At 70.3% G+C, this 20,072-nt stretch carries 18 protein-coding genes and 1 pseudogene; 11 read left to right on the top strand and 8 right to left on the bottom strand.

Features of this window, described 5'->3' with window-relative positions; all coding sequences use genetic code 11:
• Window positions 1-56 precede the first annotated feature (56 nt).
• Both NV348_RS02850 and NV348_RS02845 read left to right on the top strand, forming a co-directional pair.
• The gene (locus tag NV348_RS02850; RefSeq protein WP_447145558.1) at window positions 57-704 is read left to right on the top strand and encodes a hypothetical protein; all 648 of its coding nucleotides are present in this window, start codon (window positions 57-59) and stop codon (window positions 702-704) included.
• A gap of 93 nt (window positions 705-797) precedes the next feature.
• Complete coding sequence (locus NV348_RS02845; protein WP_447145557.1) at window positions 798-1,805, top strand: malate dehydrogenase; 1,008 nt, start codon at window positions 798-800, stop codon at window positions 1,803-1,805.
• A 3-nt stretch (window positions 1,806-1,808) separates the two neighbouring features.
• Here NV348_RS02845 and NV348_RS02840 read toward each other — a convergent pair whose 3' ends face one another.
• Window positions 1,809-2,822: an Rv2578c family radical SAM protein gene (locus NV348_RS02840; protein ID WP_447145556.1), complete on the bottom strand. Its 1,014-nt coding sequence runs from the start codon at window positions 2,820-2,822 to the stop codon at window positions 1,809-1,811.
• 248 nt (window positions 2,823-3,070) lie between these two features.
• Between NV348_RS02840 and NV348_RS02835 the strand changes: the two genes are divergently transcribed.
• Complete coding sequence (locus tag NV348_RS02835) at window positions 3,071-3,499, top strand: HEAT repeat domain-containing protein (protein WP_447145555.1); 429 nt, start codon at window positions 3,071-3,073, stop codon at window positions 3,497-3,499.
• A 335-nt stretch (window positions 3,500-3,834) separates the two neighbouring features.
• Window positions 3,835-4,689: an SGNH/GDSL hydrolase family protein gene (locus NV348_RS02830; protein WP_447145554.1), complete on the top strand. Its 855-nt coding sequence runs from the start codon at window positions 3,835-3,837 to the stop codon at window positions 4,687-4,689.
• A gap of 11 nt (window positions 4,690-4,700) precedes the next feature.
• On the opposite strand, the gene NV348_RS02825 is transcribed toward NV348_RS02830, so the two are convergent.
• Window positions 4,701-5,675 (bottom strand): NAD-dependent epimerase/dehydratase family protein, encoded by a 975-nt coding sequence (locus NV348_RS02825; RefSeq protein WP_447145553.1) that lies wholly within the window; start codon window positions 5,673-5,675, stop codon window positions 4,701-4,703.
• A gap of 192 nt (window positions 5,676-5,867) precedes the next feature.
• On the opposite strand from NV348_RS02825, the gene NV348_RS02820 reads away from it, so the two are divergent.
• Complete coding sequence (locus tag NV348_RS02820; protein WP_447145552.1) at window positions 5,868-6,197, top strand: type VII secretion target; 330 nt, start codon at window positions 5,868-5,870, stop codon at window positions 6,195-6,197.
• Complete coding sequence (locus NV348_RS02815) at window positions 6,194-7,831, top strand: hypothetical protein (RefSeq protein ID WP_447145551.1); 1,638 nt, start codon at window positions 6,194-6,196, stop codon at window positions 7,829-7,831. Before NV348_RS02820 ends, NV348_RS02815 begins: the two co-directional genes overlap by 4 nt.
• 72 nt (window positions 7,832-7,903) lie before the next feature.
• On the opposite strand, the gene NV348_RS02810 is transcribed toward NV348_RS02815, so the two are convergent.
• Together NV348_RS02810 and ypfJ are read right to left on the bottom strand one after the other, a co-directional pair.
• Window positions 7,904-8,404, bottom strand: coding sequence for a hypothetical protein (locus tag NV348_RS02810; protein ID WP_447145550.1), 501 nt, complete (start codon window positions 8,402-8,404; stop codon window positions 7,904-7,906).
• A 41-nt stretch (window positions 8,405-8,445) separates the two neighbouring features.
• Window positions 8,446-9,372 (bottom strand): KPN_02809 family neutral zinc metallopeptidase, encoded by a 927-nt coding sequence (gene ypfJ, locus NV348_RS02805; RefSeq protein ID WP_447145549.1) that lies wholly within the window; start codon window positions 9,370-9,372, stop codon window positions 8,446-8,448.
• 183 nt (window positions 9,373-9,555) lie between these two features.
• Between ypfJ and aspS the strand changes: the two genes are divergently transcribed.
• Both aspS and NV348_RS02795 read left to right on the top strand, forming a co-directional pair.
• Window positions 9,556-11,370, top strand: a complete 1,815-nt coding sequence (gene aspS / locus NV348_RS02800) for an aspartate--tRNA ligase (RefSeq protein WP_447145548.1) — start codon at window positions 9,556-9,558, stop codon at window positions 11,368-11,370.
• 75 nt (window positions 11,371-11,445) lie between these two features.
• On the top strand, window positions 11,446-12,417 hold the full coding sequence (locus tag NV348_RS02795) for a DUF389 domain-containing protein (RefSeq protein ID WP_447145547.1): 972 nt from the start codon (window positions 11,446-11,448) through the stop codon (window positions 12,415-12,417).
• Between the two features lie 6 nt (window positions 12,418-12,423).
• Here the strand turns inward: NV348_RS02795 and NV348_RS02790 are convergent, their stop codons facing one another.
• A complete protein-coding gene (locus tag NV348_RS02790; RefSeq protein WP_447145546.1) occupies window positions 12,424-13,443 on the bottom strand; it encodes a DUF2189 domain-containing protein in 1,020 nt (339 codons plus the stop codon).
• 193 nt (window positions 13,444-13,636) lie between these two features.
• Between NV348_RS02790 and NV348_RS02785 the strand changes: the two genes are divergently transcribed.
• Window positions 13,637-14,806 carry a phosphotransferase family protein gene (locus tag NV348_RS02785; protein WP_447145545.1) on the top strand — a complete coding sequence of 390 codons (1,170 nt, stop codon included), beginning with the start codon at window positions 13,637-13,639 and terminating at the stop codon, window positions 14,804-14,806.
• Window positions 14,803-15,033 (top strand): annotated as a pseudogene (locus NV348_RS02780) (SIP domain-containing protein); the annotation flags it as partial. The gene NV348_RS02785 and the pseudogene NV348_RS02780, both read left to right, overlap by 4 nt.
• An 88-nt stretch (window positions 15,034-15,121) precedes the next feature.
• Here NV348_RS02780 and NV348_RS02775 read toward each other — a convergent pair.
• The 3 genes from NV348_RS02775 to NV348_RS02765 all read right to left on the bottom strand — a co-directional run bounded on the left by NV348_RS02775 (window position 15,122) and on the right by NV348_RS02765 (window position 18,518).
• Window positions 15,122-16,369 (bottom strand): RNA polymerase sigma factor, encoded by a 1,248-nt coding sequence (locus tag NV348_RS02775; protein ID WP_447145544.1) that lies wholly within the window; start codon window positions 16,367-16,369, stop codon window positions 15,122-15,124.
• Window positions 16,366-16,719, bottom strand: a complete 354-nt coding sequence (locus NV348_RS02770; protein ID WP_447145543.1) for a YciI family protein — start codon at window positions 16,717-16,719, stop codon at window positions 16,366-16,368. Before NV348_RS02770 ends, NV348_RS02775 begins: the two co-directional genes overlap by 4 nt.
• A 122-nt stretch (window positions 16,720-16,841) precedes the next feature.
• Window positions 16,842-18,518: an alkaline phosphatase D family protein gene (locus NV348_RS02765; protein ID WP_447145542.1), complete on the bottom strand. Its 1,677-nt coding sequence runs from the start codon at window positions 18,516-18,518 to the stop codon at window positions 16,842-16,844.
• 86 nt (window positions 18,519-18,604) lie between these two features.
• Between NV348_RS02765 and NV348_RS02760 the strand changes: the two genes are divergently transcribed.
• The gene (locus tag NV348_RS02760) at window positions 18,605-19,981 is read left to right on the top strand and encodes a replication-associated recombination protein A (protein WP_447150913.1); all 1,377 of its coding nucleotides are present in this window, start codon (window positions 18,605-18,607) and stop codon (window positions 19,979-19,981) included.
• The last annotated feature ends 91 nt before the right edge of the window (window positions 19,982-20,072 follow it).

The raw sequence follows: 20,072 nt of genomic DNA, 5'->3' as shown, positions 1-20,072 counted from the left end.
GCGCGGTAGTCTGACCGCGCCTGGGGACCGGACGGGCCGGACCGGTGGAGAGGGACATGGTGGACGGGGAGTCGGGGCGGGCGGCGACGGAACCGGTCGGCATCGACCTGGTCGCGCCCGAGGTGTTCGCGCCGATGCTGCGCAGGCTCGCGCTGGCCGCGATCGGTGTCGGCGTCGGGGTGACGCTGCTGTCGGCGGTCTGGTTGAGCTGGCCGTACGCGATCGTCCTCGGACTGGTCGTGGCCGTGCCGACCATCGGCTACGTGTTCGCGTTCCGGCGCAGGCGGATGTGGTTGAGCGGCACCGAGATCCGCGCCCATCGGCTCTTCGGCGAGCGGCGCATCGACCTCGCGGGCGCGACCGGCGTGCAGTTGCTGGTGTACCCCGGCAGGCTCAGCCGGATCGTGCTGAAGGTGACCGTGGGCGCCGACACCCAGGTGGTGCCGCTGGCGATGTACACCGACGCAGGCAGCGGACGCGAACTGCATCTGCTCGGCTTGCGCAAGCTCGCCGACGCGCTCGCCGCCAGTGAGCTCGCCGCCGCCGTCGCCGTGTCGGAGGTGCTGGTGCAGCAGCTGCGGGCCGAAGCACGCGATGCCGGGCTGGGGGAGCGGCCGCTGTATCGCGGCGTGCGACTGGTCCGGGCCAAGGACGCGGTGTCGCCGGTCGTGCTGACCGATGCCGAGGTCGCCGAGCTCGTCTGAGCCGCGTCGTGTTCTGCCTCACGGATACAGGTTCCCGGCCGGGTGACTGATTAGCGTGGGAGACGCCAAGTCGTCCAGCGCGAGGAGTCGGTCGTGAGCAACCCAGCCAGCAGCACTCCGGTCACCGTCAGCGTCACCGGTGGTGCGGGACAGATCGCCTACGGACTGCTGTTCCGGATCGCCGCGGGCGCGATGCTCGGGCACGACGCCCCGGTGCGGTTGCGGCTGCTCGAGGTGCCTGCCGCGGTGCGGGCGCTGGAAGGTGTCGCGATGGAACTCGAGGACGGCGCGTTCCCGCTGCTGTCCTCGATCGAGATCACCGACGACCCGGCAGTCGGATTCGACGGCGCGAGCGTGGCGCTGCTGGTCGGTGCGCGGCCGCGCGGCCCCGGCATGGAACGCGGCGACCTGCTCGCCGCGAACGGGCCGATCTTCACCGGTCAGGGCGCCGCGATCAACGCGGTCGCCGCATCGGACGTGCGGGTGCTCGTCGTCGGGAATCCCGCCAACACCAACGCCTACATCGCGATGCGCAACGCCCCCGACGTGCCCGCCGACCGCTTCACCGCGCTCACCCGCCTCGACCACAATCGCGCCATCGCCCAGCTGGCCGCGCACACCGGCGCCCCGGCGGCCGACATCGCCCGGATGGCGGTGTGGGGCAATCACTCCGCCAGCCAGTTCCCCGACCTGACGCACGCCACCGTCGCGGGCAAGCCCGCGCCGGAACTGGTCGAGCCGGAGTGGGTGCGCGAGGTCTTCGTACCGACCGTGCAGCAGCGCGGCACCGCGATCATCAAGGCCCGCGGCGCGTCCTCGGCCGCCAGCGCGGCCAGCGCCGCCATCGACCACATCCACGACTGGGTCCTCGGTACGCCCGCCGACGACTGGACCTCGATGGCCGTGCCCTCCGACGGCTCCTACGGCGTGCCGGCAGGTCTCGTCAGCTCGTTCCCGGTCACCTGTGTCGGCGGCGGGTACCGCATCGTCGACGATCTCGACCTCGACGATTACGCGCGCGCCAAGATCGCCGCCAGTGTCGCCGAATTGGTCGCCGAGCGGGACGCGGTCATCGACCTCGGGTTCGCCGCGGCGGGCTGACCCTCACCCGAACAGAGCGAGTTGCTCGCTCGGCGGCACCGGCACCGGCGTCGCCGGAATGGTCCGGCCCTGCGGGCGGCGCAGATCGTAAGCGGTCAGCAGCGGGTCGACCCGCTCGCGCAGCCAGGTGCTGTAGGTGGGCGCGACATTGCCGCCGCGACCGTAGAGCTGACGGTAGCGGCGCAGCAGCGCCGGGTGCTCGGTGGCCAGCCAGCCGAGGAACCAGTCGCGGGTGCTGCCGCGCAGATGCATGGCGAAGGCCGTGGCGCTGTCGGCGCCCGCGTCGGCGATCGCGGCGAACAGGGCGTCGAGGTGGGCGCGGCTGTCGGTGAGGCAGGGGATGACCGGCGCCACCATGACGTGGACGGCGAAGCCGGCGTCGGCCAGGGCGCGGACCAGATCCAGGCGCGCGCGGGGTGCCGGGGTGCCCGGCTCCAGGCTGCGATGCAGTTCCTGGTCGAGGATGGCGATCGACACCGCCACGCTCACCTCCACCCGCCGCGACGCCGCGGTGAGCAGCGGCAGATCCCGGCGCAGCAGCGGCCCCTTGGTGAGGATGGAGAACGGCGTCCCGGAATCGGCGAGGGCGCCGATGATGCCCGGCATCAGCCGGTAGCGCCCCTCAGCCCGCTGATACGGGTCGGTATTGGTGCCCAGCGCCACCGGCTCGCGCTGCCAGGACCGGCGGGTCAGCTCCTTGCGCAGCACCGCCGCCACATTCGTCTTCACCACGATCTGCGAGTCGAAGTCCTCGCCCGCGTCCAGCCCCAGGTACTCGTGACTGCCCCGCGCGAAGCAGTAGCGACAGGCGTGCGAACACCCGCGCATCGGGTTGATCGTCCAGCGGAACGGCAGCGACGAACTCTCCGGCATCTTGTTCAGCGCGCTTTTGCACAGCACCTCGTGGAAGGTGATGCCGTCGAACTCGGGCGTGCGGACGGTGCGGACCAGCCCCGCCCGGGTCAATCCGGGCAGGGCGCCGTCCTCGGCATCGAGAGTCTGCGCTTGCCACCGCATCTCTTGAGTCGAACATGTGTTCGATATGGTGTCAAGTCGCCGTACCCGGTGTCTCTGGGCTCGCCGGGTCGCTGACCACCATATCTGTCCTTGATCGGCGCATCTGCCACTGCGAACGGGCGGTATGCGGCAGTACAGGATGTTCAGTGAATGGTCAGTCCGATGGCTCTCGACACATCGTCAAGCCCTACCAGGTGTGGCCAGTTGCTCGATACTCCGCGGGTCAACCCTCTCCCTATAGTCGAGCTATGCCTGCCGAGCTGACAGCCCGCGAACTGATCGACTGCTTCGGCCAACTGACCGCTGACGATCGTTTCCAAGCGTTGCGGCTGCTGATCCCCAGCACGGCAGATTCGCCGGTGCTGGGACCGTTCCTGCTCACGATCGCAAACAGCATCGCCGAGGACGACCTGGTTCGGGTCGAAGCAATTCAGGCGATTCCGTTGCTGGACTTCTCCGAGCCGACCCTCGCCGAACAGTGCCGGGAGGCGCTGTTCCGACTCGTTCGAGAAGACGGCGATTGGGACGTTCGCAACGCTGCGGGCTGCGCCATCTTCGCCCTGCCAGGCGCCGAAAGCAGCGTCGAACCAATGCGTACGGTGCTGGCCACCGAACCGGAAGAACTTGTTCGGAGCAACGTGTCTGCCGCACTCAACCTGTTCTTGCGCCGGTCCTAGCCTGTCGCTCCGTCGGATATCCGCGTGTCGAATACGGTGTCATCGAATCGGGCCGCGCACCGGGCCGTCGATAGCTCGGTCGATCGCGCGGCCGACCGCAGGCGGCAACGGCACCCAATGCGATCTTGGAGCCCTTACCTTTGGTGTGCAGGAGTCCCTGAGGCCGGGTTCTTCTCCGAGGTCCGTGACGTCCGATCTTGCCCACCTCCAGGACAGATACGAACGCACCGCGGAAACTGGCCCGCGTGGGGAGTCACGCGATCGCTCCAGCGGTAGAATCGCAGGTGGCGGACCGGCGGTCCCGCGATCCGCGGTGACTCGGTGAGAAGTGTTCGATGGTAGGACCGTTGCTCGGTGCGGTCGTCGCGCAGCTCGTGCTCGGGCTGCTGTTTCCGGGTGCTGTCTCTGCGCCCGCGGTGAGCTATGTCGCGCTCGGTGACTCCTATACCGCCGCGCCCGGTCTGCTCGATCCCGTGCCCGGTAGCCCGCCGCTGTGCACGCGGTCGGCGCAGAACTTTCCCCATCGGCTGGCGGCGGCGACCGGGTGGGAACTGACCGATGTCAGTTGCGCCTCGGCGGCGACCGTACACATGACCACGGCCCAATATGCCGATCAGCCACCGCAATTCGACGCGCTGTCGGAGCGGACACGGATCGTCAGCTATCAGGCCGGTGGCAACGACGGGAATCTGTTCCAGACCATGGTCATCACCTGTTCGGCGCTGAACGCGGGAAATGCCGGCGATATCGGGGCGCCGTGTCGTGACAGCCAGGGTTCGCGGTTCAGCGACGAGATCGCGGCCGGGGAGCCCGCGATGGGCGCGGCGATCGGGCGGATCCGGGAGCTGGCGCCGAACGCGCGGGTGTATGTGGTCGGCTATCCGGCGGTCCTGCCGGAGGCGGGGAACTGCTATCCGCAGATGCCGCTGAGCACGGCCGACGTCGAGTACGCGCGGGGTGTCGAACGTGAACTCAATGCCGCGCTGCGGCGCCAGGCCGAGGCCAACGGCGCGGTCTATGTCGACATCTACACCCCGGCCATCGGGCACGACGCCTGTCGGGATCCCGCGACCCGCTGGGTCGAACCGGTCCTCCCCGCCCAGGCGAACGCGACCCCGGTGCACCCCAACGCCGCCGGTCAGCAGGCTACCGCGGAGATGCTCCGCGCGGCCATGACGGCGCCGGGGTGAGGTGGCTCGGACTACGCGTTGCGCGGTGCGCGCAGGAACTCGGCCAGGTCGGCGACGGTTTCCTCGGTCGGGCGCGGGTGGTAGCCCAGCTCGCGTTCGGCCTTGCCGTGGTCGACGATCGGGGCCGACAGGATCGCGCCCAGTGCCGCCTTGGACAGGATGTCGGAGCCGAGCCGCTTGCTGATCGGCTCGACCACCGGCAGCACCGCGCCCAGCGCCTTGGCCGGAATCGCGAATCGCGGACCCTTGGCGCCGGTGTGCGCCGCGGCCATCCGGCACAGGTCGATCAACGCGGTCATGTAGCCACCGAGCAGGTAGTTCTCGCCCGTGCGGCCCTTCTCACCGGCCAGGATCAGACCGTGCGCGACATCGCGCACGTCGACCAGGTCGAAACCGCCGCCGATCATCACCGGCATGCGGCCGCGCATCGCCTCGGCGGCGGTGCGGTTGAGCCGGGACAGGTTCTTCGGGTGGTCGGCCGGGCCGTACACGCCGGTCGGGTTGACGATCACCGCGTCCAGGCCGCGCTCGATCACCGGCCGCAGCGCCTGCTCGCCCGCCCACTTGGACCGGTCGTAGACCGGGAGGCCCGGATCGGTGGAGCGCAGCGTGGTCTCGTCGATATGCCCGCCCGCTCGGTACTGATCGAAGGCGTGGATGGAGCTGGTGTGGACGAACCGGCGCACGCCCGCCTCGAGCGCGGCCTCCGCGGTGACCCGCACACCCTCGGTGTTGACCCGCCAGGCCAGGTCGTTCTTCTCGGCGAGGGTGATCAGTGCGACCAGGTGGTAGACCACCTCGGCGCCCGCGAGGGCGCTGCGCATCGACGCCGGATCGAGCACGTCACCGGAAACCCAGGTGACGGCCGGATCGGACGTGGTCGGCGCAGCACGATCGATGGCCACCACTTCGTGGCCACGTTCGAGGAGCTGCGGGATCAGGTTGGTACCGAGGTAGCCGGCTGCGCCGGTCACTGCGACCTTCATTCCGCCGAGGATATAGAACATGTTCTAGTTTTGAAAGCGGATGGTGCGGATCGAAGCCGACACGGCTCGATCGAGGTCGGGGTGTTCGGCTATATTTGGCGCACTGCGCCCTCGCGCGGGCGCGTAGGGAGTTCCGCGGCCGCCGATCGCGCTCGCAGAGCAGGACTTTCACGACGAGTTGGGGGGTTTCGCATGACCGATCTCTCGGTCAATACCGATGCCGTCACCGCGTTCGCGGCGACGAACGCGACCGTGGCGGGGGATATCGCCGCGGCGGGCATCACCGATGCGGCGGGCAACGTCGCCGCGATGACCCCGGTGTTCGGGCTCATCGGCGCCGACTACCTGGCCATGTTCGCGGCCGCGCAGGCCTTGCAGGCCAAGGACATCAACGATCTGTCGGCCAAGTTCGCCAAGCTGTCCGACGCCGCCTTCACATCGTCGGTGACCTTCGACGCGACCGACGCTGCCAACGCCGCCGACCTGGCGCGCCAGGCCGCCGGGCTCGGAGGCCTGGCATGAAGCCGCTGAGCACCGGTGACGCGGGCGTCATCACCCCCGACACCGCACTGGCCACCGCCGATGCCGCCACCCAGTCTGCGCTGGGTGTCGTCCCCGTCGACTACAGCGCCCAGGCGATCCTCGACGTTCCCTTGATGCAGCTGCCCGAGGATCTCGAGGCAGGTACGGAGCCGGTCTTCACCCTCGCGCAGAAGATCACCGAGGATGCCCAGAACGCCGCGGTCTCCCCGGCCGGGCTCTCCGGACTGTCCGGCCTCGGCACCGGCGGCACCGTTGACGCGCAGGACATCCTGTCCGGCATCTCGACCGATGCCTCCGCCGCGCTGAGCGACGCGCAGAGTGCGGTCAACCTCGTCGCCGGGCCCGCGCTCGCCACCGCGCAGACGGCCTTCGACCAGGCCAAGAGCGCGCTCACCAGCGCGGCCACCGGCGGCACCGCGAGCACCGCGAATTCCACCAGTTCGTCGGCGGCGTCGACGACACTGACCGAGGACCCGGTCTCCGCGCTGCTCAACGGGGTCTCGATTCCGGCGCTGCCGGGCATCGACTCGTTGTTCGATCCGATCCTGCAGCTGCTGAGCAGTTTCGGCACCGGTGTCTTCGGCTCGCTCGATCCGACCACCCTGCTGAGCAACTCCTCCTCGCTGATCGAATCGGCGATGAGTGTCGCCCAGGGCGGCCTCAAGACCGTTCAGCAACTGTGGGAAGGCGAGGCCTCCGACGCGGCGACCACCGCCAGCCAGCAGGCGCAGACCGAGGGCCAGGAAACCAGCCAGCGCGGCTTCGACATCTCCGCGCTGACCGAGCAGGCCGCCGCCGTCGTCCAGTCGGGCAACGCGCAGCTGTCGGCGATCGCCACCACCTTCGCCGCCCAGGCCACCGCGCTCGCGCCGACGATCATGCTGCCGCCGACGCAGGCCACCCTCATCGGGCTGGCCACCGAGCACCTCGGCTCCGCGGTCACGGTCGTCAACACCACCCGTGGCGAGCTGGCAGGCTACACCGGACAGCTCAGCGGCGTCGTGCAGAACCTGGTCGCTCAGAGCGGCCTGCCTTCCCCGGAGGAAGTGCTCTCGGCGGCTTCGGAGAACATCGCCGAGCCGCTGCTGACCCAGGCCGAGGAAGCGCTGTCGGGCACCACCGACGACTCGACCACCGCCGCGAGCACCACGCCCGGCAGCACCACCACCACGCCGGGATCGACCACCTCCGCGGGCCTGAGCACCGGCGGATCCGGCGGCAGTACCGGCGGCGCGCTCGGCGCGCTCGGCACCGCGCGGGGCGGTGCCGGCGGCAGCACCGGCGGCACCCCGAGCGCGGGGACGCCCAAGGCCACCACCGCCGTGCCCGGGTCCGCCATGCCCGCCGGACGCGTCATGTCCACCGCCCTGGGCACTACGGGTCTGGGCGCCACGTCCACCACCGGCACCAGCGGTTCCGGCTTCATGGGCGGCGGCGGTGCCGCGGGTGCGGGCGGCAAGGGCAACAACGACGAGGAACACGGCCGTACCGTGCAGCCCTACCAGAGCCGCACCGGCAACGACGACCTCACCGGCCCGCTCGGCGAGTCCACGCCCGAGGTCATCGGCGCGGTCCACGAGGACGAACGCGACGCCGACGAAGACCGGTTCTAGACACCGGGTCCCCGGCGAAAACCACCGTGCCCCCCGACTTCGGTCGAGGGGCACGGTGATTCGGCAGTCGGGTCAGCGCTTTTCCTTGAAGGCGTCGACCAGTTTCTTGTAGAGGTCGGTGAAGCGCTTGCGCGCGGCCTTCTGGTCGTCGTTGAGCCCGTCGGACGCATCGGGGGAGTAGACGACGAGGTGGGTCTCGCCCTCGACGTCGGCAGGCATCAGATCGATGATCGTGGTGCCCTTGCCCTCACCGGCCGGGATGCCGAAATCGACCTCGCGCAGCGCGGTGATCTCCTCGCGCGCGGCCGCGAGCACGTCCTCGGGCACGGTGCCGTCGACCCGCTTGGCGGCGGTCTCGGGCTTGCGATCCTTGCTCACCGCGTCGGGGGAGTGCACCGCCGTGCCGTCGGGGAAGACCTGCAGCACCGGCCGCAGGTCGGTGCGCTGGGACCAGCCGTCGGGAATCGAGGTCACGCTCACCAGGGGTAGCGGCGCCGGCTCGGCCTGGGCGAGGGCGCTCGCACCGGGCAGTGCGAGCGCGCAGACGAGCAGTCCGGTCATGGTCAGGCGCATGATTCCCCTCGAAAGACGATGTGACGGTATCGCGTTGGGGGTCAGCGTAGCCCGGGCGGGTTGTTGAGGTCACGGGCGGAATAGGTATCGCACGACGTGACCGATCCGGTCTTGTAACCGGTGAGGAACCACTTCTGGCGCTGCTCGGAGGACCCGTGCGTCCACGACTCCGGGTTGACGCCACGACCGGCCGCGCGCTGGATCCGGTCGTCGCCGACGGCGTTGGCCGCCGACAGCGCGTCGCGGATGTCGTTGTCCGACAGCGGCTTCAGGAACGGCTGGCTGCTGCCCGGCGCGGGCTGCTTGTCCGCGTAGTGGGCCCAGATGCCGGCGTAGCAGTCGGCCTGCAGCTCGGTGCGGACCGCACCGGACTGGGCGCCCTGCGGGTCGCGCTGGGCGCGGCCGATATCGCCGAGCTGGTTCTGGATGTGGTGGCCGACCTCGTGGGCCACCACGTACTCCTGGGCCAGTGGTCCGGCGCTGGCGCCGAAGCGGTCGGTGAGTTCCTGGAAGAAGGCGGTGTCGAAGTAGGCGGTCTGGTCGGCGGGGCAGTAGAACGGGCCGACGTCGCTGGTGGCGTTGCCGCAGCCGGTCGACACCGCGCCGGAGAACAGCACCAGTTTCGGCTCGATGTAGCGCTTGCCGGTCTGCTCGGGCAGTTCCTGCGACCACACTCCGTCCAGGCTCTGCGCGGTCGCGACCACCCGGCAGTCGACGTACTTGTTCGCGTCGGCGCCGGTCTTGCAGTGCGATGGGGTACCCGCGGTGCCCGGCTGGCTCTGCTGGGTGTCCTGCGCGCCGGTGAAGTTGCCGAGCACCGAGCCGGGGTCGCCACCCAGGAGCAGGGTGATCACCAGCAGGATGAGACCGCCCGCACCGCCGCCGATGGCGAGCTTGCCGCCCATGCCGGGCCCGCCGCCGGACGACGCCCGGCCGGGATCGATCTGCATACCTTCGTTGAAGGTCATCGCGGTACTCGCCTTCGCTCGGATGTCCAGCTGTCCTGCAGCATGATTCACCGCCCCGGACGCGGCTCACGGCGGGCATGCGTCACAAGCTTGACATGGCGACCGAGATATCGGTTTCCACTCGGGGATCGTGTCTCACTACGATGGCGGGGAGTCCCCAGGAAGTCTGTCGAAAGGAATACCGTGCTGCGCACCCACTTGGCTGGTTCGCTGCGAAGCGAGCACGCCGGTCAGACCGTCACCCTCACCGGCTGGGTGGCCCGGCGTCGTGACCACGGTGGTGTGACCTTCATCGATCTGCGGGACGCCTCCGGTGTCGCGCAGGTGGTCTTCCGCGAGGGCGAGGCGGCCGAGCAGGCCCACAAGCTCCGCGCGGAATACTGCGTGCAGGTCACCGGTGTGGTGGAGCAGCGCCCCGACGGCAACGAGAACCCGGAGCTGCCGACCGGGCAGATCGAGGTCGACGTCAAGGAACTGGTCGTGCTCAACGAGAGCGCGCCGCTGCCGTTCCAGCTCGACGAGACCCCCGGCGACGAGGCCCGCCTCAAGCACCGCTACCTCGACCTGCGCCGGGAGGGCCCCGGGCATGCCATCCGGCTGCGCTCCAAGGTCAACGCCGCCGCGCGCGAGGTGCTGGCCCACCACGAGTTCATCGAGGTGGAGACCCCCACGCTGACCCGCTCGACCCCCGAGGGCGCCCGCGACTTCCTGGTGCCCGCGCGCCTGCAGCCGGGCAGCTTCTACGCACTGCCGCAGAGCCCGCAGCTGTTCAAGCAGCTGCTCATGGTCGGTGGCATCGAGCGCTACTACCAGATCGCGCGCTGCTACCGCGACGAGGACTTCCGCGCCGACCGGCAGCCCGAGTTCACCCAGCTCGACATCGAGATGAGCTTCGTGCGCCAGGAGGACGTGATCCTGCTGGCCGAGGACATCCTGGTCGCGCTGTGGAAGCTGGTCGGCCACGAGATCACCACCCCGATCGCGCACATGACCTACGCCGAGGCGATGCGCCGCTTCGGTTCCGACAAGCCGGACCTGCGCTTCGGCGTGGAGATCACCGAGCTCACCGACTACTTCAAGGACACCCCGTTCCGGGTGTTCCAGTCCGAGTACGTCGGCGCGGTCGTCATGCCGGGCGGCGCGAGCCAGCCGCGGCGTCAGCTCGACGCCTGGCAGGAATGGGCGAAGCAGCGCGGCGCCAAGGGCCTGGCCTACATCCTGATCAATGAGGACGGCACCCTGGGCGGCCCGGTCGCCAAGAACCTGACCGACGCCGAGCGCGACGGTCTGGCCAAGCAGGTCGGCGCCGAGCCGGGCGACTGTGTGTTCTTCGCCGCGGGTACGACCAAGTCGAGCCGGGCGCTGCTGGGCGCCGCGCGCGGCGAAATCGCCCGCAAGTGCGACCTCATCGACCCGAACGCCTGGGCGTTCGTCTGGATCGTCGACGCGCCGATGTTCGAGCCGACCGCCGACGCCACCGCCAGCGGTGACGTGGCGCTGGGCTACTCGGCCTGGACCGCCGTGCACCACGCCTTCACCTCGCCCAAGCCGGAGTCGATCGACACCTTCGACACCGACCCGGCCTCGGCGCTGGCCTACGCCTACGACATCGTCTGCAACGGCAACGAGATCGGCGGCGGTTCCATCCGTATCCACCGCCGCGACGTGCAGGAACGCGTGTTCAAGGTGATGGGCATCGGCCACGACGAGGCACAGGAGAAGTTCGGCTTCCTGCTCGACGCCTTCGCCTACGGCGCCCCGCCGCACGGCGGCATCGCCTTCGGCTGGGACCGGATCACCGCGCTGCTGGCCGGTGAGGACTCGATCCGCGAGGTGATCGCGTTCCCGAAGACCGGTGGCGGCGTCGACCCGCTCACCGAGGCGCCCGCTCCGATCACCGCGCAGCAGCGCAAGGAAGCAGGCATCGACGCCAAGCCCGAGGTCAAGGGCGAGGGCAAAGCCGCCGACGCGCCGAAAGCTGTTGCCGCCGAGAAATAGCGGTCCCACGGGGTAGCCCGGTACCTTCTGGTCAGTTCTCGCACCGTGCCGCGGTGCCGACCAGAAGGGCTACCGGTGCTACACCTGCGTGTGATCTCGCCGCCCGAGCAGACCGACGCGGTACTGGCGGTGCTCGAGGACGACCCCGGCGTCACGCATGTCACGCTCGCGCGGGGCAGTGCGGTCGCGCCGGTCGGTGACCTCGTGCAGGCCGATGTCGCGCGCGAAGCCGCCAACGCGGTGCTCGCCGACATCAAGAAGCTCGGCATCGTGCACACCGGCGGCATCACCCTCGACCCGGTCGAGACGGTGCTCTCGGATGCCGCCGAGGTCGCCGTGCACGAGGCGCCGGGCGACCCCGACGACGCGGTGGTCTGGGAGCAGCTGCAAGCCGAGACTCACGAGGAGTCCTCGCTCAACGCCACTTTCGTGGCGTTCCTGACGATCGCCTGTCTGCTGTCCTCGATCGGAGTGGCGACGAACTCGGCCGTCACCATCGTCGGCGCCATGGTCGTCGGCCCCGAATTCGGGCCGCTGGCGGCGCTGTCGGTGGCGCTGGTCCGGCGCGAGTGGCGGCTGGCTCGGCGCTCGCTGATCGCGCTGGTCGTCGCGTTCCCCATCGCGATGGGGATCACTGCGGGGGCCACGATGCTGTGGGAGAGGATCGGCTGGATCACCACCGAGGGAGTACTCGACGCGCACAACGTCGACTTCATCTACCAGGTCGGGCCGTTCTCCCTGGTCGTGGCGTTGCTGGCCGGTGCGGCGGGCATGCTGTCGCTGGTCACCTCGAAGTCGGCGGCGCTGGTCGGCGTGTTCATCTCGGTGACCACGGTGCCCGCCGCCGGATACGCGGTGGTGGCGGCCACGATCGGCGAATGGCACCGCGCGTTCCAGTCGATCGGCCAGATCTCGGTGAACCTGACCGGCATCGTCATCGCCGGTGTCGCCGTGTTGTGGATGCGCCCGCGCGCGGGAAGCGACGGTGGGCCGGTCGAACGCTTCAAGGCAGCGATCGGCATGCGTACGCTGCCGGGGCGCCCCTGACCTCGCTCAGATCCGGGCGACCGGTCCCGCGGTGAGCATCCGGTACGCGTAGGTCACCGCGATCGCGCACACCGGACCCGCGATGAACAGGCCGAGCCCGCACGCCGCCGCGCCGACGACGGTCACCAGGGTGACCGTGAGCGCCACCAGCAGCGCGGCCCACAGGTTGGCCAGCACCAGCAGCGCGCTCGCCTTGATCGCTTCCAGCGGACCGTAGTCCTGATCGATCACGAAGTGCAGCGAGAACATGCACAGGAAGCCGACGACCAGGCCGGGTAGCAGGCACAGCGAGGCGGCGAGCAGGGTCGCCGCGAACGCCAGCAACGCCGTCAGCAAGACATTGCCCGCGTTCACGAATCGGAAGAACGACCCGAAAGCCGGTGGATAGCCGTCCGTTTCGTACAGCGCGCCGCGGATCATCACCGCCTGCAGCAGCCACAGCGCCACCATCACCACCAGGAACAGGAACAGCACGGTGAACAGGGAGGTGGGCTCGAAGATCTGGACGATGGCGAGGAACGCGAGATAGATGAGCACACCTACCGCGGTGACCCCGAGCCACGGACCCGGATTGGCGCGGAAACGCTCCCAGCCGTAGCTCAGCGAGCGGCCCACATCGAGGGCCTGTGCTCCCGAATGGTAGTAACCCGGCGTCTGCCCGCCACCGGTGGCCGACACGCCGGGTGCGGGTGCGGCAGCATACCCGGGGTTGTCCGGTTTCGCCCGGGGCGCGGGGTAACCGGGCCCGGTGCCGGCGGGTCCGTACTGCGGTGTGCTGTGGGGCGGCCCGGCAATCGGGGGCGCGGGTTCGAGCGGCTCCTCGCCGTACTGCGCGGCACCGGGACCCTCGAATTGCGGATACCCTGCGCCTCCGGCCATTCCATGCCTGCTCGGCCCCGGGCCCGCGGCACTCGCCTGGCCCGGTGTCTCGTGCCTGCCCGTGCCCTCGGCGAACTGTCCGCCACCTCCGGGAACCGGTGGCCCACCGGGTGAATCGCTCGATGCGGCGTACGGCGTGTCGGTCACTGTGGTAGACCTTTCGACTCAACCGGTTTGCGGTGTGGCGCACTGCAGTTGACGATGAGAAAACCCGACGACAGTCGGGTGTGTCAAGCGAACAGTGACACTCGCGCAACCACGGTGCCAACACGCCGAGCGACGCGGAAAGGTTGTGTAACCGCTCGCTAGAAGTGACCAGGTACGAGTAGCTTGAGAGGCGATGACCGCACTATTGGCCGAACGCGCCGCCGACGTCGTATCCGCAGCACAACAGTTGCTCACAAAGCGAATGGGTGCTCCGGTGAAGCTGAGCGATCCGATGGAGCTCAGTGGCAGTGGTAGGACGACAGTCCTACGTGTGCGTGTTGCGGAGAACGCATTTTCGTTGCCGCGCACGCTGATCGTGAAGCAGGTGCGCGGTTCCGCACAGGACCGCCGCACCGGTGGCATGGCGCCCGGAGTCGCCAGCATCGATGCGGCATTCCTCCGCGAAGCGGTGTCCTACCAGTTCACGACCGCGCTCAGTCGCGAACAGCGCCCGGGCGCCTACCTGATCGCGCACAGCGTGCCCGACCGGCTGCTGGTGCTCTCCGATCTGGGCGACAACGCGCTGCTCACCTCCGTGCTGCAGACCCGCGCCGAGCCGGGCACCCGCAATTCGCTGATGGCCTTCGCGCAGGCGCTGGGCCGGATGCACGCGGCGACCGTGGGCCGCGAGCCCGACTTCGTGGCGCTGATGCGCCGGGTCGACTCGGTGCATCGCGTCGACGGGATCGCCCAGCAGGCCCAGGCCGCGATCGCCGATGTGCCGGGACTGCTCGAGACCGAACTCGGCATCGAGGTGCCGGGCGAGATCGCCGAGCGGATCGTGCACGGCAATCGCCTGTTCACCGGTGGCCGGTACCGTGCGTTCAGCCCGTCGGATCTGTGCCCCGACAACGTGATCATGAACGACGAGGGCGCCCGCTTCCTCGACTACGAGTGGGGCGGTTTCCGCGACGCCACCCTCGACATCGCCTACGCGCTGGTCTCGTTCCCGGGCTGCCTCTGCGATTTCGAGCTCTCGCGCAGCCGCGCCAGGGAGATGGTCGAGGCCTGGCGGTCGGCCGTGGTCGGGGTGTGGCCCTCGCTGGCCGACGACACCGTGCTCGCCGAGCGGATCCTCGAGGCCCGGCTGATCTGGGTGTGGCTGTCGACGTACTGGTTCCTGCCCGCCGATCACACCCGCATCGCCACCGCCCGCGAACACGGCCTGTCCGTGCCACGCTCGGAGGCGCTGATCAACCGATGGTCCGCGCTGGCCGAGGACGCGCGCGTCACCGGCGACGACGCGGTCGGTGACTTCGCCGAGCAGGTGTCGGCGATGCTGGAAGAGCGCTGGTCGGAGTAGCCGCGCGGCGCAGGCTCCCCACTTCCCGGTCCGACGGGCTGCCCGGCCAGGTCCAGGCGTTCGTGCCCGGCGAGGCCGAGGCCGTGATGCGGCAGCTGCGCCCCTACCTGCGCAAGGAACGCGGTGTCGCGCCGAAATGGCTGTCCGTCTCCGGGTATTGGCGGCGCGGCCGCACCGAGGAGGGTTTCCGGGAGTGGAAGCGGGAGCTGGCCGCCGAGGGCGCGTGATCCCCGCGAGGACGGCTCGGTGCGGCTCGACGGCGATCGGCGGCCACGGCGTACAGCGGCGAGAGACCCGCGGTCGGTGCCGTTCGCGTCAGCCGGTCAGTGCCGTGAGCCTGCCGCGCAGATGGGCGCGTTCGACCGCGTTGTCGGTGAGCAGCAGGGCCGCCTCGTACGCGGCGACGGCTTCCGCGACGCGGCCCACGTCGGCGAGGAACGCGGCTCTGGCGGCATCGAGGTAACCGTAGGTCGCCAGGGCGGGTTCCGCGCCCAGCGGTCGCAGCAGGTCCAGGGCGCGGTCGGGATCGCCGGCGAGTCCCACCGCGATGGCGTGGTTGAGCCGGGCCACCGGCGACGGCCACACTCGCAGCAGCAGCCGGTAGAGGCCGATGATCTCGGGCCAGTCGGTGTCGGCCCAGCTGGGCGCCTCGTCGTGGACGGCGGCGATGGCGGCCTGCAGCGTGTATCGATCCACGTGGGGCAGCGCCTGTTTCACCAACGCGATCCCCTCGGTGATGGCGGCGCGGTCCCAGCGTGCGCGGTCCTGATGCTCGAGCGTGCACAGCTCGCCCGCCGCGTCGATACGTGCGGCGCGGCGCGCGTCGGTGAGCAGGATCAGCGCGAGCAGTCCGGTGACCGACGGGTCATCGGGGACCAGCGCGTGCATCATCCGCGCGAGTTGCAGGGCCCGCTCGACCAGATCGGTGCGGACCAGGCGATCGCCCGCGGGTGCGGTGTGACCGGTGGTGAACAGCAGGTGGATGACCGCGCAGATCGCGTCGAGACGCTGCGGCAGCTCCCGCACCGACGGCACCCGATACGGGATGCCCGCGACGGCGATCTTCTTCTTCGCCCTGGTGATCCGGGCGGCCATGGTCGACTCGCTGACCAGGAAAGCCCTGGCCACCTCGGCGGTGGTGACGCCGCAGACGAGCCGCAGCGTCAACGCGATCTGGGCCTGGGGCGCGAGCGCCGGGTGGCAGCAGGTGCTGATCAGGCGGAGCCGGTCGTCGGGGATCGCGGGGTCGTCCAGGTCGGCCAGGGCGAGGTCGGCGGTGTCGTCGACCGATTCGTCGACGACGAGCCGGGGCAGCGTCCGGCGGAAGGTGCTGTCGCGGCGCAGCAGGTCGAGGCCGCGGCGCCGGGCGACCGTCGTCAGCCAGGCGCCGGGTGCCGCCGGGACACCGTCGCTCGCCCAGGCGGTCAGCGCCGTCGCGTAGGCGTCCTGCACGCATTCCTCGGCCAGGTCGAAGTCGCGGACCAGCCGCACCGTCGCGGCGAGCACGAAGGCCCACTCGCGACGGTGCGCCTGCTCGACGGCGGCGGCCGTCGTCGTGGTCACTGCTGCGGGAAGACCTTGATCGGGCGGATCTCGATGCCGCCCACCGGGGCGGGCACCTGCGCGGCGAGCGCGATCGCGGCGTCCAGGTCCGGTGCCTCCAGCAGGTAGTAGCCGCCGAGGGCTTCCTTCGCCTCCGCGAACGGACCGTCGGTGATGACGACCTCGCCGTCGGCGGTACGGCGGATCGAGGTGGCGGTGCCGGTGGGCTGCAGGGCGTGCCCACCGAGGTTGGCGTCACCGGCGACCTGCTGGAACGTGCGATGCGCGCTGAGCACGTCGTCGAATTCGGTCGGGGACAGGGCGGCGTAGGCGGCTTCGTCGCCGTAGATCAGGACCAGGTACTGGCTCATGACGGTGCTCCTTCGTGTGGGGCTGCCCGCGGGTCGGGTGGCCGTACTCACCCGACGAGTGGCACCGGCCGCGATCGACAGCCGCACCGAAGATTCTGCGCCGATTTTCCGTGGCGCGTTTGTCAGTACACCGGGTTCGGCCGCGGTTCCAGCCGACCGCCCGCGGGCACGGCGAACGAGGCGCCGTGGCGCACGCCGGTCGCCGGGTCGTTGACGTCGAGTACGTAGAACCAGTCCATCTGGGTCTGCGTCGGCGTCACCTCGACCACGCCGAAGCCGTGCGAGTCGAGCTCGATGTAGCGCAGGTGATGGTTGGCCGCCTTGATGGCCTCCTCGGCCACGACCGACGCGGTGCGGGCGGGCACCTTCAGCAGGTCGCCGACGCTGGACGAGGTGACCGACGGGATGACGAACTCCGCGCCCACGGTCGGTCCGCCGGGGTAGTTCGCGGCGTCCAGCGGTAGGTCGGCGGCCCAGGAGGTGTGGATGTCGCCGGTGAGGAAGACGACGTCGCCCACGTTGTTGTCGGCGATGGTCCGGAACAGCGTGCGCCGGTCGGCGGTGTAGCCGTCCCACTGGTCGCCGTTGACGGTCAGACCGCCCTGCGGCACGCCGATCGCCTCGGTGATCGCCTGGGTGGTGGCGGGCTCGAGCGGCGGGAACAGCAGCGGCGCGATCATCACCGAGTTGCCGATCAGCTTCCATCGGGCCGGCGAGGAGCTCAGGCCCGCGGTCAGCCAGTCCATCTGGGCGCGGCCGGTGATGGTGCGGGCCGGATCGTCGGCCTGGCGCCAGCCCGCGCCGGGACCCGCCTCGTGGTCGCGGTAGCTGCGCAGGTCCAGCATCGACAGCTCGGCCAGCGTGCCGAACCGCAACCGGCGATAGATCTGCACTTCGGTGCCGGTGCGGGTGGCGCGCACCGGCATCCACTCCAGGTAGGCCTGCGCGGAGGCGGCCCGGCGGGCGCTCCACGGGCCGTGCACGGCGGGATCGTGGTCCTCGGACCCCTCGCGCCAGGAGTTGTCGGCCGACTCGTGGTCGTCCCAGGTGCAGATGAACGGCACCGACGCGTGCAGCGCCATCAGGTCCGGGTCGGTCTTGTACTGGCCGTGCCGGGTCCGGTAGTCGGACAGGCTGACGATCTCGTTCGCCGGATCGTGCGCGCGCACCGCGCCGGTGCGGCCGGTGTACTCGCCGCGGCCGTACTCGTAGAGGTAGTCGCCCAGGTGCACGACGGCATCGAGGTCGGTGCGCGCGGCCAGGTGCCGGTAGGACCCGAACCAGCCGGCTTCCCAGTTGGCGCAGGAGACCAGGCCCAGGCGCAGCCGGTCGATCTCGCTGTCGTTCGCGGGCGCGGTGCGGGTCCGGCCGACCGCCGAGGTCTCGCCGAGGGCGGTGAAGCGGTAGTAGTAGTCGGTGGCCGGCGCCAGGCCGGTCGCGTCGACCTTGACGGTGTGGTCGGCGTCGGCGGTGGCGGTCACCGTGCCGGAGGCGGCGATCCCGGCGAACGACTCGCTCGCGGAGATCTCCCAGCGGACCGTCGTGGGGGCGCCGAGGCCGGAGCCGGGCACCGCGTCATCGGCCACGCTGACCCGGGTCCACAGGATCACCGCGCCGGGCAGCGGGTCACCGGAGGCGACACCGTGGCGGAACACCGCGCTCGCCGCGTGCGCCGTCGCGGTACTCAGTACCACCACCGCGGCCGCCGCTGTCCCGCCTTTGAACAGGGTGCGCCGGGCGAACTGCCCTGTCGCGGAGGTGATGACACCGTTGTTTTCGACCACGAGGAGCGATCTCATCCCACGGACATGGTTACGCGCAAGTCCTGTTCGTAAAGTTGGTCAATCGTTCAATTCGGCGTCGGGTCGCCTCCGCCGTCGCGGACCTGTCCGACCGCCTCGGTACCCTGCTGGACGTGAGCGAGAGCCTGTTCGACGTGCCCGGAGAACACGCCGCGCCCGAGCACGGCCTCGACGCGGTGATCCGGCGCGATTCCGGTGCGCCGCTCGCGGTCCGGATGCGGCCGCAGTCGCTCGACGAGGTGATCGGTCAGCAGCACCTGCTCGGGCCGGGATCGCCGCTGCGCCGCCTGGTCGAGGGCTCCGGCGCGGCCTCGGTGCTGCTCTACGGTCCGCCGGGCACCGGCAAGACCACCCTGGCCTCGTTGCTGTCGCAGGCCACCGGCCGCCGCTTCGAGGCGCTGTCGGCCCTGTCGGCGGGCGTCAAAGAGGTTCGCGCCGTCATCGACGTGGCGCGGCGCAGGCTGACGGTGGGCGAACAGACCGTCCTGTTCATCGACGAGGTGCACCGCTTCTCCAAGACCCAGCAGGACGCGCTGCTGGCCGCGGTCGAGAACCGGATCGTGCTGCTCGTCGGCGCGACCACCGAGAACCCCTCGTTCTCGGTGGTGTCGCCGCTGCTGTCGCGCTCGCTGGTGCTGCAACTGCAGTCGCTCACGCCCGACGACATCCGCCAGGTCCTCGTCCGCGCGATCGCCGACCCGCGCGGGCTCGACGGGCAGTACACCGTCGCCGAGGACGCGCTCGACCACATCGTCCGCATCGCCGGCGGTGACGCCCGCCGCGCGCTGACCGCGCTGGAGGCCTCGGCCGAGTCCTCGCTCGACGGCATCGTCGACATGGCACTGGTCGAGGCCAGCGTCGACAAGGCCGCCGTCCGCTACGACCGGGCGGGCGATCAGCACTACGACGTGATCAGCGCGTTCATCAAGTCCATCCGCGGCTCCGACGTCGACGCCGCCCTGCACTACCTGGCACGGATGCTCACCGCGGGCGAGGACCCCCGGTTCATCGCCCGCCGCCTGATGATCCACGCCAGCGAGGACATCGGCATGGCCGACCCGATGGCCCTGCAGACCGCGACCGCCGCCGCCCAGGTGGTGCAGCTGGTCGGCCTGCCCGAGGCGAAGCTGGCCCTGGCCCAGGCCACCATCCACCTGGCCACCGCGCCCAAATCCGGCGCGGTGACCTCGGCACTGGGCGCGGCCATGGCCGACATCGCCGCGGGCAAGGCGGGCGCGGTGCCCCCGCATCTACGCGACGGCCACTATGCGGGCGCCGCCGCGCTCGGCAACGCCAAGGGCTACAAGTTCCCGCACGATGCCCGCGACGGTGTCCTCGCCCAGCAGTACCCACCCGACGACCTGGTCGGCACCGACTACTACGAGCCCACCGACCACGGCTTCGAGCGCGAGGTCGGTCCCCGCGTCAGCAAGCTGCGCCGCATCGTCCGAGGGAGCTAGCTGCGCACCACGCGATCGGGCCGCAATCCGCGCGGTCCCGCGCGCGTGCGGCACCAGGTGTAGCGGTACCGCCACCGACTCCGGCGCAAAA

This window comes from Nocardia fodinahabitans, from assembly GCF_052983615.1.
This window is presented reverse-complemented; position numbering and strand designations above follow the sequence as displayed.